At 42.0% G+C, this 15274-nt stretch carries 16 protein-coding genes and 1 tRNA gene; 6 read left to right on the top strand and 11 right to left on the bottom strand.

What is annotated here, in order from left to right:
* From ACQ76X_RS30045 to ACQ76X_RS30005, 9 genes are all read right to left on the bottom strand, one after another.
* Nucleotides 1-450 (bottom strand): hypothetical protein (locus ACQ76X_RS30045; protein WP_438497439.1); only part of this gene is annotated, 450 nt, incomplete at its 3' end.
* Nucleotides 451-1243: 793 nt separating this feature from the next.
* On the bottom strand, nucleotides 1244-1984 hold the full coding sequence (locus ACQ76X_RS30040) for a hypothetical protein (protein ID WP_438497438.1): 741 nt from the start codon (nucleotides 1982-1984) through the stop codon (nucleotides 1244-1246).
* Between the two features lie 208 nt (nucleotides 1985-2192).
* The gene (locus tag ACQ76X_RS30035) at nucleotides 2193-2381 is read right to left on the bottom strand and encodes an XRE family transcriptional regulator (RefSeq protein WP_438497436.1); all 189 of its coding nucleotides are present in this window, start codon (nucleotides 2379-2381) and stop codon (nucleotides 2193-2195) included.
* Nucleotides 2382-2459: 78 nt separating this feature from the next.
* A complete protein-coding gene (locus ACQ76X_RS30030) occupies nucleotides 2460-3350 on the bottom strand; it encodes an SU10 major capsid protein (protein WP_438497435.1) in 891 nt (296 codons plus the stop codon).
* 33 nt (nucleotides 3351-3383) lie between these two features.
* Nucleotides 3384-3809, bottom strand: a complete 426-nt coding sequence (locus ACQ76X_RS30025) for a hypothetical protein (protein WP_438497433.1) — start codon at nucleotides 3807-3809, stop codon at nucleotides 3384-3386.
* Between the two features lie 2010 nt (nucleotides 3810-5819).
* The gene (locus ACQ76X_RS30020; protein ID WP_438497432.1) at nucleotides 5820-6044 is read right to left on the bottom strand and encodes a hypothetical protein; all 225 of its coding nucleotides are present in this window, start codon (nucleotides 6042-6044) and stop codon (nucleotides 5820-5822) included.
* A gap of 120 nt (nucleotides 6045-6164) precedes the next feature.
* The gene (locus ACQ76X_RS30015; RefSeq protein WP_438497430.1) at nucleotides 6165-6410 is read right to left on the bottom strand and encodes a hypothetical protein; all 246 of its coding nucleotides are present in this window, start codon (nucleotides 6408-6410) and stop codon (nucleotides 6165-6167) included.
* A 125-nt stretch (nucleotides 6411-6535) separates the two neighbouring features.
* A complete protein-coding gene (locus ACQ76X_RS30010) occupies nucleotides 6536-7456 on the bottom strand; it encodes a tyrosine-type recombinase/integrase (RefSeq protein ID WP_438497429.1) in 921 nt (306 codons plus the stop codon).
* Nucleotides 7457-7590: 134 nt separating this feature from the next.
* Nucleotides 7591-7662, bottom strand: a tRNA-Val gene (locus tag ACQ76X_RS30005).
* A gap of 132 nt (nucleotides 7663-7794) precedes the next feature.
* Here ACQ76X_RS30005 and ACQ76X_RS30000 point away from each other — a divergent pair.
* From ACQ76X_RS30000 to ACQ76X_RS29975, 6 genes are all read left to right on the top strand, one after another.
* On the top strand, nucleotides 7795-8331 hold the full coding sequence (locus tag ACQ76X_RS30000; protein ID WP_438497427.1) for a cupin domain-containing protein: 537 nt from the start codon (nucleotides 7795-7797) through the stop codon (nucleotides 8329-8331).
* A 168-nt stretch (nucleotides 8332-8499) separates the two neighbouring features.
* Nucleotides 8500-8934 (top strand): NUDIX hydrolase, encoded by a 435-nt coding sequence (locus ACQ76X_RS29995; protein WP_438497426.1) that lies wholly within the window; start codon nucleotides 8500-8502, stop codon nucleotides 8932-8934.
* Between the two features lie 21 nt (nucleotides 8935-8955).
* Nucleotides 8956-9438 carry an NUDIX hydrolase gene (locus tag ACQ76X_RS29990; protein ID WP_438497425.1) on the top strand — a complete coding sequence of 161 codons (483 nt, stop codon included), beginning with the start codon at nucleotides 8956-8958 and terminating at the stop codon, nucleotides 9436-9438.
* Between the two features lie 332 nt (nucleotides 9439-9770).
* On the top strand, nucleotides 9771-10508 hold the full coding sequence (locus ACQ76X_RS29985) for a creatininase family protein (protein ID WP_438497424.1): 738 nt from the start codon (nucleotides 9771-9773) through the stop codon (nucleotides 10506-10508).
* Between the two features lie 278 nt (nucleotides 10509-10786).
* Entirely contained in the window at nucleotides 10787-11590 is an 804-nt protein-coding gene (locus ACQ76X_RS29980; protein WP_438497423.1) for a helix-turn-helix transcriptional regulator, read from the top strand.
* A 112-nt stretch (nucleotides 11591-11702) separates the two neighbouring features.
* Complete coding sequence (locus ACQ76X_RS29975; RefSeq protein ID WP_438497422.1) at nucleotides 11703-12659, top strand: aldo/keto reductase; 957 nt, start codon at nucleotides 11703-11705, stop codon at nucleotides 12657-12659.
* A gap of 244 nt (nucleotides 12660-12903) precedes the next feature.
* Here the strand turns inward: ACQ76X_RS29975 and ACQ76X_RS29970 are convergent, their stop codons facing one another.
* Both ACQ76X_RS29970 and metG read right to left on the bottom strand, forming a co-directional pair.
* Entirely contained in the window at nucleotides 12904-13194 is a 291-nt protein-coding gene (locus tag ACQ76X_RS29970) for a hypothetical protein (protein WP_438497421.1), read from the bottom strand.
* Nucleotides 13195-13412: 218 nt separating this feature from the next.
* On the bottom strand, nucleotides 13413-15077 hold the full coding sequence (gene metG, locus ACQ76X_RS29965) for a methionine--tRNA ligase (RefSeq protein ID WP_438497420.1): 1665 nt from the start codon (nucleotides 15075-15077) through the stop codon (nucleotides 13413-13415).
* Between the last annotated feature and the right edge of the window lie 197 nt (nucleotides 15078-15274).

Genomic DNA, 15274 nt, shown 5'->3' with positions numbered 1-15274 from the left:
ATACAGGGCAATCTCTGAGCATCCTAAACCATTATTTAAGTAGTATTGAATCATCTTCATATCAATGCTTATGTAATTATCATCGTCAGTAATAGGAGCATCATATTCATTACCCTTGCTGCCTTTTTCCCTTTTTGTATTAGGTAAATCAAGCGCTGTAACAATCATAAACCCATCGTCACTATGTCTATCCCATCTAGTAACATCACACTTGATAATCTTGTAACGGATAAGGGTTTTAAACAATTGTTTCGTATCATCCATTGTAAAGCCAGTTTCCTTCTTCAACATTTTCAAACTGGTTGCAAATGTACATTGTTGTTGATTATAGATATGATATCTATACAATGTAAGATAGAGTAGGAAAGCATCTGCTCCAACCTTGTTAAATATATTTCCTTTATCAAACCAATTAGATTTAACCTTAATATGACTGTCTACAAAATTCATTAAAACATCTCCTGACTAATAGTAAAATATAAATTGAATAATACAAAACATAACTTTAACCTTGTTCAAGAACTCTTTTCTTTTGACCTTGAACTTAGGTTTTAATCTTTAAACGAAGTTAAATCATTAACGACTATAGATAAGCGTCAGCGTTCGCATAGGAAATATTATTATATTAACATCTAACTCATTATGTATTAATAATATATCCGTTTTAAGACCTTTTTGTCATACCTTTTGATGTGATTGATGCACCCTTTTTTCGGTTTTGTCAAATGACTATTTATTAAAGTAATACAAATAACCTATATATAATAAGGTTTTTTTGACGCATTTTCACCTGAACACCATATATCCGATTTGGGAACATTTTGTCAAACTTTTATTTTGATAATGTGTACCCTTTTTGGTGTTTTGTCAAACTAATTGAAATAAGTATGTACCCTTTTTACTGTTTTGTCAAAATATATGTATTTATTCCTTATATAACAAGGGTTTTCGAGTTTCGTTTTGTCAAATTTTTAAAACCAATCATTATTTAGTTTTAATTTTGTTGTTGTGTTCACTTATGATCCGCTCAATTTCTGGAGTGAGTTGAAACTGCCAAAATTGATTTAATGTTTGTTGATGCAATCCTGTACATGTGTAATTTTGTCCATTGTTTAGTAATAGATTCTTCAGCCGTTTATCATAGCAATAGAAGAAGGTTATATTTTCCATACATGTTTATCTCCTTTGGTTATGTGAATAGAAGGAGAGGACTTCGCATAATGCAAACTCCTCACCAATTAAGTCAAACTACTTTATGTCCTGCTGTAGTATATTTGAATTCATTTCTCCCTGTTAAAGCAAAACTGAATACATTGGGCTTTGAAATCCCGATGGACGAATGTCTGCCACGATCTTCAAACGCATAACTTTTTTTAAAACTTTCTTCTGACAATTTCAGGTCAACGTCAAATAAGCCTTGCATGGCTGCAAGGTCAATTGTTGTTTCTAAATGTCCGTTGTTAACAAGAATCTTGCCGTTTAAATTATACTTACGCTTAACATCATAGTAAGCCTGTGTAGACGTTTCTTGCTCCAATACGTCTATTAGTTCATTTAATTCTAACTCTTTCATATAGCGGCTGTGAGTTGCTTTAAAATCCTTGCTGTAATGTCCCATGTAACTAGAATCAATGGCTAGGAGGATTAAACGGGCTTCTCTACTCTGAGGAATGGGGAAATTGTAATAGGATATGATTTGTAAAAGGGTGGAACCTGCATATTTGTTAAAATAGTTTCTGCGGTTGATACCATTGATGGCGTTTATGTTGGCTGAATCAGGATTCACTTTGTCATCTGGCATTATTTTAACTACATGATTATCCCATGTCATTCCTTGTTCAACGGCAATATCAACGCATACTGTAGGTTTATGTATGTGATCTGTGGAATAAATTGAATTAAAATCATAAAAGTATTTGACTTCATAGCCGAATAATTGATTTAAAATAGCGCAAGAGAAGAGGGAATCCAAATCATCAGACATACATAAATTGTATTTGCCTTGTTTTGAATCCTTACACCATTGTGGAAATTTGTCTCTGAGTTGTTTTTGCATTGTTAGATGGATAAAGAATCACCTAACTCTTACTTTGGCGCTCCCTATGTAATGACGATTGGTTTAGATTTACCTTTTACAGTAGCCAATCACAGTCACAAAGGGAGTTAAATAAATAGTCGATCCATTTTTACACCTACCTCGTTATATTTTGGTTATTGCTGATAAATTGCTTATATTGCTTGATTCTGTATTCTGACATTTCGCCTTTGTTGTTCTCATATAGAGATATGAGAGTGCTGGAACATCCTAAATGTGCTGCAACGATGTTTTGCTTAATTTGCTGCTGAATCCTTTTGATTTTCCACTCCATTCGATCATTCATTATAGTTATCTCCCTAAATTTTTTTATGAAATAAAGAGGACAGTGAGTATAACCCACCATCCCCGATAGGATTATGTATTAGGCTTTCAACGTGTATTGTGCAACGGCCTTCTTCGAATTTACGCGCAATGTTGCTTCAGCAGTAACCAAACCACGAACACTATCGCCCGTCTTGGCGAGTGCTTCAAACTCTGGTTGACGCAAGTAGTCAAGGCCAAGAGCACCAGCATCAAAGATTGTCATCTTGTTAGCGGCTGCATGACGGGACAGAACAAAGTTAACCGAACCGTAATTGGTTCTCACAATGTCTACAATCAAACCGAAGACATTTTGCTGTGCAATATAACTGTATTTATCCTTGTACAGAGCATCTACTTGTTCTTTCAGATCAGCGTTAACCAGTGCGAAGTATTGACCGGATTGATTACCCTGAGTCCACAACTTTTTAACCGTTGCTTTGATTTCATCTTCGGTAATTACGCCAGTTGTAGCACCAGTCAGTACATTAGAAGCATGCGCCCACTTCTCAATACCGTCCATCTTACGGATGAAAGGAGTCAGGGAGCCATCATTACGAGTGCCAGAAGTGATTGCTTTCTCCATTGCTACTTTAACTTCAAGCAATCGGTCAGCAACTTCACCGGAGAAGACGTTGCCTTGACCAGTTACATTAATTGCATTTGCTGTTCCACTAATGGATACACCCTTCTGGAAGATTTCAAGAATGTTATTCAGTTCAGCGCGACCAGATTCATAGAACACAGGGGATTCATTACCTTCAATAACACTGATGTCTTCAGTAGTATCAAGTGACTTTTCTCTCCATGTCTGAACAGTACCATTTGCTTTGCCTACAAGACCTTTAGCCATCAACAGGGAAGTCAGAGGAGTGTCCTGGATACCGATTTTTGTAATTTCATTGACCAAACTAATTTTTTCTCCAGCAGTAAGATTCGAAGTTTTAAACATTAATAATCATCCTTTTCTAATTTTAGTTTTGTTTTAGTTGAACAGTTTTGCTAATTTTGCACCGATCATGCCATTTACATCATTGTTAGCGGCTGCTTGATCATAGGCCGTTGTTTGTTTGTGAGTGTCAGGGACATAACCATTGTTGATTTTACGAGCATCGAGAATCTTGGACAGTTGTGTAATCTTGGCTTTCAATTCATCAGCGTTGCTAACATTCAGAAATTCAGCAAAATCATCGAGTTTATTTGCTTTCAACTCAATACCGATTTCCTTTTTAAACAATTCCTGTTCACGTTGTTCCAGCGCTTTCTCAGCATCTGTCTTATCAACAGGTTTAAATTGCAGCAACTCATCACGTTCAGTGGTTAGCGGAGTAAGTACCTCAGTTTCCCAAGTTGTCTTCATGTCTGCTAACATCTGGTCGATGTGTGCTTGTTGTTCCGGCGTAAATTCCATTCTTTTCATCCTCTCTTACTTGATTTGGGCATATCCTCAGTAAATTTTTTTACAAAAAAAAGAGACGTGCTGAGAATCAAGCGCGTCACTCTATCTGTAAAGAGAGGATATGAAGTTGTTACGAAGGATAACCAATCCTTCATTCAACCCATGTTCAAACATGGACTCAATGAAAATTTGAGTATTCTTCAACCAAAAAACCTATATTGTATATGGCTTTTAGCGTCTGAGTTTTTTCAATAATATGTATCCCCCTAAAACACATATCTAATTTTTTTGATGAATTAATAAAAACTCTTATTATATAAGGGTTTATGCTGGTTTAAACTCTTTCTCGTTTCCGTTGTTTTGATTACATGGTTATATATGTCTCCCATACTGATAAATACCGCTCTATTTTTCTTCGCTAACTATTCCTTATTAGGCTTTTCAATAATTGGTTAAAAAGTCCAGTGTGGGCAATGGTTTTTTGATGTTTTCTAAAAGTACCCGTTTTATATTGTGACCCCTATCATATGGTGACCTTTGACCTATTCAAATTATCCAATGATACCAAGGGTTTTTTGGTGCTCAAAAAATAAAAGTGTGGCGTTTTTGATGGAAAATGGCTAAATACGACTTGATAAAACTATTGTTTTACGAGGTCATATTAAAACTTAAATGAGGATAGCGGGGGAGTGTCCACTGTTTAATGCAAACCCTAAATATTAATGCTTTATATCTCATATTAGCGTTTTTGAAATTTAGTCAATTCAGCCGCATAAACAGTAGAGTTTAAGCGTGTTTCTAAACATCGAGGATTAGATTCCTAAATGTCGGATTTCTTATCCATAAATAATAAATAGACTCGACCCATCAATGAGCCATATAAACGCTAGAGTTTTAAAGGGTTCTAAACGTCGAGTTTTTAATTCCTAAAACTTCACATGAATTTTTTCGCTATATTCTCCTTATTAGGGTTTTTAACTTTTGGCTGTTTTCCCCTTATGATATGCGGAGTTTAAAGGGGTTTCTAAACCATGTGAATCGAATCCAAAAGTGTCCACAGATTTATTTATTCTCTCTACCATATATATAAAATAGACTCGACATGCTGAAAGCCCTTATAAAATATAGGTGAATCAAGGGTTTCTAAATGGTAAAGTTTCATTTCCTAAACATACACGGTATCCTGTACTGATAAATACCGATAACTGTCCACGCTTCCACCCTGATAAATACCATCCTAAACTTGGACATTTCAATTTATCATCTTATTTCACTATATAAAAAATTCAAGTTGGTAAAATGGAGTTGGAAATACATAGGAAAATCGTGAGTTTCTAAAGCGCTAGCATTCGATTTCTAAATTTCTACTTTTTTGCGGCGGTCATGCTGACGTTCACGATGAACTTCACCTTAGTATCACTATATAAAAATTCTTTCACAAATATATTAGCCAGTATTTACAGGGGTTAAAAGTATGTGTTGGCTGGTGGTTATTTTCTCAGGTTCGTTTTGAACCTTACTAACCATAACGCAGTTTCAAGATGAAACCGCGACTACAGTCTTCACTATATAAAAAATATCATCAACACAAATAACACAACAATCATATGGCTGATTTGAGTGTTTTCATTTTCTCGCTTTATCTGCTGTCCCTTAAAGACGATTATCTATATTTGTTTATTATCTAAAAAATGCTGGTATATCAATGCTTTGCGATGTCAATATAAAATAGGGTATGTTCTATTTTCCTAAATTGTCATGCTTCCCTTAAACACCATTTCATTTTTGTAACTTTTTGCAATTTACGTTGATTTTATTGACTTCCCAAAATTGGATAGTAAGAATTGAGGTGTGTTATACAGCGAAAAATCAACGTATAACGAAAATGTTTAGAATGTCTTAAAAATTCAATCCTTACTATCCCTTATTAGGTGTTTTAGATTTAGGACGAAAACCCCTTGATATGATTGGAGAAATAGAAAAATCCTAAAAAGTAACGGTTTCAATTGTAACGTATCTCATTTAAAGAGCATACATACTAATCTTGCAGAGCGAACTGATTTCAAAGACATTATTTCCTGCATCGTCTACGAGGTACATTTCATCTTCGCCATTCTCAAATTGCTTTCCCCATTTGATCGGGTACATTTTACCTAGTGTGATGTTAGGAATATCAAATTTATTAGACATGATCCGCATGAACTTTGCATATTCTTCCGATTGTGTAAGGGTAACAGTTGCTTTCATATTTGGACTCCTCCGTAATAAATAATATAAGGTTTTGTAAGGTAGGATAGGAAGGTGCTTTTAACACCCTCATATCCATTGATACACTCTAAATCATTATAAATTCATAAGAAATTGAGACTACGAATTGATTTCAGAGTAGTGATAAGAACCAATCTCTTCAGCAAGTTTAAAAATGGCAGTTGTACTTTTAAGATTACCTTTATAGCCATTGATCCAGCGTGTAACGAACTCTTGACGATCTTTCTGGGTGACAATCAAAGATTGAAGTTTGTTAAATACGCCACCAGCAGTTTTAGGCGTGTCAGTCATACCCATAATGTACTCAATTGTAATTTCCTTGGCTGGCTTCAATGTAGTTGTCATGTTAAATCTCTCCCTAATAAGTTATTTGCTTAACAAAGCATATTACTAAAAAAAGTAAACTTACAGTCTTGATATAAATATGGTGATATGTTGCTGTGTCGAATGATGTCGCTATTATCAACTATTTATATATCAATGGAGTTTAATGGATTGTATTTCTCATTTTGTTCAGCCAGAGCAGTTCCCCAAAGAGCAAAATACCGAAGGGTCATAGAAACATTGGTATGTCTGAGGATTTTTTGCACAGTTCCGATATCACAACCTGAAACAATCATGCGGTGGGCTGCTGTATGTCTGAATGTATGGGCAGATAATCTCACATTTTTGAAGTTCATGATTGCTTTAAGATGTTTGAATACCATTTTTAAAGCATTATCAGTAAGTTGCTTTCCGTCTCTGTCTGTAAAAACATACTCAGGGAGAGAAGGGAAGTACTTTTCCGCAAACATCCGGTATTCAACAAATTCACGCTTTAATTTGTCCGTCATTGGAATGCTGCTGGCAACTTTCTTTTTGCCATTAACAGTGATGATTTGATTTGTAAGATCAACATCTGACCACCTCAAATTTACAGTTTCGCCTAAACGACAGGCAGAACCGATTAGGAAGATGATTAGAAAGTAGTCACGATAGGAGTAAAGGGATTTATCACGGAATTTCAATTTCTGATAAAACCGAAGCATCTGCTTGAGTTGTTCGTCTGTAAAAACTTCAATTTTCACGTTCTCTTTTGCAAAGGTAATTCGTTTTGTAGGATTAGTTTTAGGGGTGAAGAGTTCCATTTCAGATTCAAAGTAATTAAAAAATATCTTGAGGATATGCAACTTGGTGTTTATAGTCGTGGGATTATTGCCTTTTTCCTTAGCAGCAAGGAGATATTGCTTAACGAGGGATGCTGTACAGTCTTCGACATTAATAATTTCATTATTGATACAGTACTCATGAAACTTTCCCATTTCAGCCATATAAGCGGCAAGGGTACGATCAGATACATTGCGATATTCGCGGTCAGATTTAAACTCAGATAATGCAAACTTCATTAACATGCGAAAAGCCACCACCTTAAAGGAATTGTGTCCTTAAAGATGATGGCTTCTTCAGTTATAAACGTGTCACAGTGTGACCACTAATTATAGATAAGGGAAGAATATGCTTCAAACCCTTGCTACAATTGAATCTATAGGACGGATGGGGTTCGAACCCATGACCCCTACCCTGTCAAGATAGTGCTCTCCCGCTGAGCTACCGTCCTGCAACGAAATTTATAATACCACAGGATGTGAGGAGATGGCAATGTTTTTTTCACGGTGAATTTACTCACTTACAACTTGTTCCATAGTCTCTATGCTCGGATTAAATTAACTTTTGCGTAGGGAGTGATTCCATGGCGACCATTTTCAATGAACACAACATCTCTTTTAAACAAAGGCAGTCTCCGGTTCCGGAATTTGCTTGGCACACCAGCGAGAAGCTGGCGGGGGTGGTAGGTTCGAAGCATTTGATTTTTGATATCCGGTCATTGGACCCGGGCAAGTACTCGTATCCGTATCACTTTCATAGAAATGCTGAAGAGCTGTTTGTGATTTTGGCGGGCAGTGCTATGTTAAGAACTCCCGACGGGTTACAGGAAGTCCATGAGGGCGATACGATATTTTTCGAAACCGGTCCATCAGGTGCGCATCAGCTGTTCAATCATACGGAGACACCTTGCCGCTATCTCGATTTACGGACGAATAACGGGTTGGATGTTGCGGAATACCCTGACTCCGGGAAAATCAATATTTTGCCGTATGAAGAGCTGTATGAAACGGAGGATAGGGTGGACTATTATAAAGGCGAACATTTGACCCGGGAGATATGGGCGCAATTGAACGCTCAGGGCAAGGGTGAGGAGAAGCGGGGAGAAGACGGTGGTGAGTGATTCTTTTGCCGGCGGACGTGTGAATGCTTCTATTATATAATAGATGAAACTGTTGGAAGAAATATCAAGGTATTCTATACATAGGTTAAAACCAGAGATAATAGGAACGTCACATCCGGTAATCCACCAAAACTCTATCGGTTTTGCCGTCTAAGGAGATGCTTGTGAATGAAAGTTACTATACACGAGACGGGAATAAAGGAGGAAAATCTAACCTACGTCGTTATTATCGTAAGGCATAATGAGCAGTGGATATTAGCTCGGCAGAGTGGTCGTACCACATGGGAATTTGCAGGTGGACATATTGATGAGAATGAAACGCCTGATGAAGCAGTTGCAAGAGAACTGTATGAAGAGACAGGAGCGGAAGACTATACGTTATTTCCAATAAGTATTTATTCGGTTACCGGAGAGTCAATGCCGGATAGTTTCGGAAAGCTCTACCTGGCCACCGTTAATAAGTTCGGACAATTGCCGGCTTATGAAATGGAAGAAATATGCGGGTTCACGGAGGTGCCGGAAGAGTTAACCTATCCGATGATCTATCCTGCATTGCTATCCAAAGTCAATGAATTTGCTGAGCAGTGCAATATTCAACTATAAAGATCATGGGAGGTCAATAACATGGCTATGCCAACTCATATTGTGGCTGTCGGCGGGATCGTGGAGAATGAGCAGGGAGAAGTGCTTTTGGTCAAAACGTTTCATGGTGGCTGGGTGTTCCCTGGGGGTCAAGTGGAGGCCGGAGAGAATCTGATGGATGCGCTCATCCGGGAGATCAAGGAAGAAAGCGGAATAGACACCGAGGTCTCTCACCTGATCGGAGTGTATTCGAATACCGGAATGTACAAATGGTATGACGGCATCACCGATGTTCCGACGAAAGTAATGCTGGATTATGTATGTAAGCCGGTGGGCGGAGAACTTGCCGTTTCAGAGGAAACGTCGGAAAGCTGCTGGGTGGCTAAGGAGCTTGTGTTGGACAAGATCACAAGCCCGGCGATCCGCACGCGTTATCAGGCTTATTTGGATTTTGCAGGGAGAGTATCCTACATGGCCTATGAGACCAAACCGGAGTTTGCCGTCTCGCTGAAACGGAAGATATAGAACCAGCGTGGCAATCCTGCTATTCTTCACTTCGATGGCTGCAGCTAGCCTTTTTTTCTCGTTCAGGGTCAAATGTTGCTAAAGCGCTGTCTTCGTTTCTTGTTAAGGGTATGGATCAGGATATCCATCAACCAGTGACTAAAGGGTTCCCTGAATATAAGTCCGTCAATAACAGGATTACAGCCGACCAGCAGCACATTGGCAAGGGCGCTCCCAAGGTGGTCGCTGAGACAAAGACATAAACTTAGGAGGGGCAGCCACAATGAAAATCTGCGCATAAACAAACACCTCGCTTCGACTATTTACTAATATACACCTAAGGGGAAATTCAAATGACAGTCGAATACGGAAAGCTCACCTTTTTGGAAATTAAAGAAAAAGCAGCGGAAGGTTATCTGGCAATTATTCCGACGGGCTGTACGGAGCAGCAGGGTCCACACTCCACCGTTGATTTTGATACATGGCTGGCCACAGAGCTGTCCATTGAAGCAGCGCAGCAGGCCAAACTGAAATATGGAGTCAAGTCTCTGGTGATACCGACAATTCCTTTTGGACCTACGCCGGAGCACCGCAGCTTTGGATACGGCTTTATCGATATTCCGCAGAAGCTGTATGAAGATGTAATATACGCTGTTCTGACTTCCCTGGTGGACCAAGGCTTTAGACAGCTGGTTATTTTTCGCGGCTGCGGCGGTCACTTGCTGGGCAATGTGGCAGTAAGGTTCAATCAGGAATATGAGGGAAAAGCCAAGGTCGATATTCCCCATCATCCGTTTCATGAGATCTGGTGCAGGAATGCTGATCCCGACATTCCGGGTGGTCATGCAGACAGCTTCACTACTTCTCTGGGACTTTATAAACATCCTGAGGATATTAGGGAAGCGCAGATCTTTAATCCTGGCAGCAGTGAGCCGGAATGGGATGATACCAATCTGGATTTTGGCAAGTATTCCACAACAGGCGTTATAGGTGACCCAACCCATGCCAATAGGGATCTTGGCGAGAAGTTGTGGAACGGCTCCGTTGAAGCCATTGCAGCAATGCTGCAGGAAATTGCTCTAGCTCAGTAAAAGTTGCACAAAAGTGTGTCCGCAGCAGTCGCGTTTATAACTGTTCGGGCACTTTTTTTATTATGACGCTGTGGGACACGTAACGACGTAGGCTTGCTCAATGATGAACATCCGTTTTAATGGATAACAATTAATGGAATTTCATTAAAATAGACGCCTTAGCTCCCTGAAAGTTGCTGCTAGTGGATATTTGAGTGCAGCAAGCACGGACAAAGGTTTAAGTATGGAACATGTTAAGCTAAAATGGATCGTAATGATTCAGTGAGAAGAGGTTGTGTATGCTTAGTGAGAATAGTAAAGCCAAAACGCTCGGCGATTATCTGAAATCGCGCCGAAACCGGCTTCAGCCGGAACAGGCAGGGCTTAAAGCATCCTATAGCCAACGAAGAACGCCGGGACTCCGAAGGGAAGAGGTTGCTATGCTGGCAGGTGTCAGTGCAACTTATTATACCTGGCTGGAGCAGGGCAGAGAAGTAACTGCGTCCAGAGATATCATCGAAAATATCGGGAGGGCGCTGCAGCTGACGCCGGATGAGCAGCAACATCTGTTCGAGCTATGGAATCCCCATGAGCGTGCTGCTGTTTCTTCTATTAGTACAACGCTTAATCCGCAGTGGAGGGAAATCATCGGGCAGCTGCCCTATCCGTCTTTCATCAGCAATGAAAGATCCGAGGTTCTTGCCTGGAATGAAGAGGCAGCGAAGATGCTGATTGATTTTGACGCAATACCTGATTCTGAACGGTTGATGATCCGGCTGCTGTTTCTGGATTCCGGGCTTCGCCGCCGTATGATCAATTGGGAAGAGTTCACTCTGCATTCAGTTGCCGTGTTCAGAACCTACTATGATAAGCATCCGGAAGATCCATGGTTTCAGGATATCGTCGAGCAGTTGTGTGTGGAGAGCAGGGAGTTTGCGGACATATGGAAGCTGCACAACATCCAGCTCAAAACTGTAAACCGGGTTTACATCCAAACTCCTGCTGGTGATGACAAGACGGTTGCCTACGACATTCATTCCTTTGCAAGTCCAACCGATCATCCCGATCTGCATGTGTGCGTATATACACCGGTTAAGGATTGACAGCCTGGTAATGATCTTACTAGCATAAACATACTGTGGTTGCTTTTGTTCGGGCTGATTAGAATAAAGTGCATGTTCATTTATTTTAATCTATAGAAAAGAGGAACCACACATGTTGACAAGAAAACTGGGAAACGAAGGGCTGGAAGTGTCAGCTCTGGGCCTCGGCACCATGATGATGCCGGACAATGAAGAATCGGTAGATACGATCCGGGGATCGCTGGAGCTGGGTGTGACACTTTTTGATACAGCAGATCTTTATGGTGAGGAATACCTGCTGGGGCGTTTCGGAGGCAATGAGAAGCTGCTGGGCAGGGCGCTCAAAGGCCACAGGGATAAGGCTGTAATTGCGACCAAATTCGGGGTGACGCATACACAAGGCCCCAAGGGAGATCCCGCATACATTAAAAAATCAGTAGACGCCAGCCTGTACCAGCTCGGGGTCGATTATATCGATCTGTACTATCAGCACCGCATGGATCTGAATACACCTATTGAAGAGACGGTTGGAACGTTGGCTGATCTGGTGAAGCAAGGGAAAATCCGTTATATCGGTTTGTCGGAAGCTCCTGTGGAGTTGATCCGCCGTGCACATGCGGTGCACCCGATAACTGCGGTGGAGACCGAATACTCGCTGTGGAGCAGAGAAGTAGAGGATGAGATTTTGCCGCTGCTGAAGGAGCTGGGCATTGGATTTGTGCCTTACAGTCCACTGGGCCGCGGGTTTCTGACCGGTCAGATCAGAAGCTTCGACGATTTGCCCGTGGATGATTACCGCCGCCACTACCCAAGGTTCCAGGGCGAGAATTTCGCTAAAAACCTTGAAGTCGTCTCCCTGATTGAAGCGATGGCCGTACAAAAAGGCTGCACGACTTCACAGCTTGCTCTGGCTTGGCTGTTGGCACAGGGCGACAATGTTGTTCCGATCCCTGGGACAAAGCGGCTGGATAGAGTGAAGGAGAACCTCGGAGCGCTTCAGGTATCCCTGTCGGCGGAAGAGCTTGCCCAAATCGAAAATATCTCACCGAAGGGGGCTGCAGCCGGCGGGCGGTTTCCGGGCCAGAATTAACCTGGATAACCGGTAGAATTAGAGAAAGCATGAGGAATACCGTGGTCTTTTGCAGTACAGCCGTTTTTTTCTACAGCCTTACGATATCAACCGGGCTATAGAAAAATCGGCTTTTTTCGAGAGAAGGTACCAGTTATTGTATTCCTGCATTGATAGTTTCAATGAATTCATAATCATAGTAGAACTGAGCCGCCGCCTCTGCTCCGAAATCGTTGTAAATGACCAGCCTCTTGTCGGGTAAATTCTAGTAATACCGCTGAAAATTGGCATCATTGCTATACTTCCCTACACCGTAGATGCCCGCGTATTTCTCCGACAGTTTCCGGACGAGTGCTGCTCTGGCCTCTTGATCCTTAATATAATAGATGTAACCGGCGCCGCCTAACTTGTGATTCTGCTGTTCCGGGAACAAATAGTACACCCAAGCATCGTCAAATTCCGGTGAAAGATATTTATATTGCAGAATCTTTAGAGCACCATCGCCGAGCTCTTTAAAATCCAACGTTTCGCTTTCCCTAACCTCGGTAATGCTCATTCCCCAGTCGGCGCTCCGAAAGGAATGCTTCATTAGAAAAGAAGAAGAAGGCAGAAAAAGCAATATACATAAAATTGGAGCTAGAGTTAGAGTTTTTCTCATAGTTTCACCTTTAATAGAATTGATATCATCCCGAATATAAGCGGAACTTACAGGCGGAGGCTGCCTACCACATAATAATCTCATCCTCCGCCATATGGCAGTAGTATCTATAAGGATTAGTTACTTAGCATCTGGCTCTCCAGCCGCGCTGTTTCCTCTTCAATCCGTCCGGTATCAATGCGTTCGAAGAGCAGCTTCAGTTCATTGATGGTCTGTCCTGCCGGAACATAGGACTGCTGCCATCCAGCCTCATCAAGGGACAAGAAGGTCCGGAGTTCATCACAGGAAAAAGGAATGAACGGATTCAGCAGATTAGCCAGATTAGCAATGATCTGTACGCAGGTGTAGAGGGTATCTCCGCAGGCGTTGCGGTCTTCCTTGATCTGCAGCCAGGGTTTCTGTTCATCAAAGTATTTATTGGCTTGGCGAATATAACCAAAGATAAACTCCAGAGCCTCCTTAAAACGCCCGGATTCGATCAGCCTGCCGGCTTCGGCGTATAAGGTGTCGAAGTTCGCTCTCCACTTAGGTTCCAGTACTCCGTCCGGCACACAACCCCCGAAGGCTTTATTTATGAAGGCCAGGCTGCGGTTTACAAAATTGCCGAAGGCGCCGAGCAGCTCGCCATTATGGCTGTGGATGAACTCCCTCCAAGAGAAGTCGGTATCACGTTTCTCGGGGCCGTTCGCAATCAGGAAGTACCGGATTGAATCCGGCTGATAGCGGCTGAGAATATCCGGTACCCAGACCGCCCAGTTGCGGCTGGTAGAGAATTTCTGCCCTTCCAGCGTCATGTATTCGCAGGCAAACAGACGGTCAGGCAAATGCAGTCCGCCCACTCCCAATAGTATACCCGGCCAAATCAGACTATGAAAAGGCACGTTGTCTTTCCCATGCACATAATAAGCAGTTGTCTGGCCATCCTCATCGACGCTGTCGCGATTCTCCAGCCAGAAATCCTCCCAGCGGTTTCCAGTCTCTGCGGTCCACTGCTTGCTGGCAGACAGATAGCCGCTGACCGCTTCGATCCATACGTAGATTTTTTTGCCGGTAAATCCGTCTACCGGCACATCCACGCCCCAATCGAGATCACGGGTAGCCGCGCGGTCTTGAAGTCCCTCTTGCAGATAACGCTGAGTCAACCGGACGGCATTATCCCTCCATCCCTGAGATGATCCTGCATAGTCTGCCAGTTCCTTTTGAAAGCTTGAAAGAGAAAGATAGTAATGCTCTGTAGGCCGCAGCACCGGAGGGGTTCCGCAGATTTTACAGGATCTGTCCAGAAGATCGGACGGGTCGAGCAGGGTGGAGCAGTAATCGCACTGATCGCCGCGTGCCTGCTGCCCGCAGACCGGACACGTTCCCTCCACGTACCGGTCGGGAAGAAACCGCTGATCCTGCTCGCAATAGCACTGGAGCGTTGTCTTTTTGTACAAGTGCCCGTTGTCCAGAAGTTTAAGAAATAGCTCACGAACGACCGTGTGGTGGGTTTCCTGATCTGTCCGCGTGTATAAATCGTAAGTAAAACCAAGCTTGCCGAAGCACTCCACAAATTCCTCATGATAGCGGTCGGCGAATTCGCCCGGCGTTACGCCCTCTTTGGCTGCCTGGACAGCAACCGGTGTTCCATGGCAATCGCTGCCGGACACATACAGCACCCGATCACCGTTAGCCCGGTGGTAGCGGGCCAGAATGTCACCGGGCAGAATGCTTGCCAGTCTTCCCAGATGCAGAGAGCCATTGGCGTAAGGCCACGCCCCTCCGATAAAGATATTGGACATTTTATCTCCTCCTAAATTTTAATGCCCTTGCGGGCACAATGTGTTATGAAAATAGGTTTGAGGTTTAACCGACAAGCATCCTGTACATACCAGATACTAAGCAGGACAGGTAAAGTCGGTAAACTTATTGTGTGTACGACCTCGACTCCTAAATTGAAATACGGCCGTCTTCGAGTACAATGTATTGTTGCCCCGAG

The sequence above is a fragment of the Paenibacillus sp. IHBB 3054 genome (genome assembly GCF_051594305.1).
Lineage (GTDB): Bacteria > Bacillota > Bacilli > Paenibacillales > Paenibacillaceae > Paenibacillus_AQ.
Note: the sequence above shows the minus strand (reverse complement) of the source record. Positions and strands in the feature narration are given on the sequence as shown.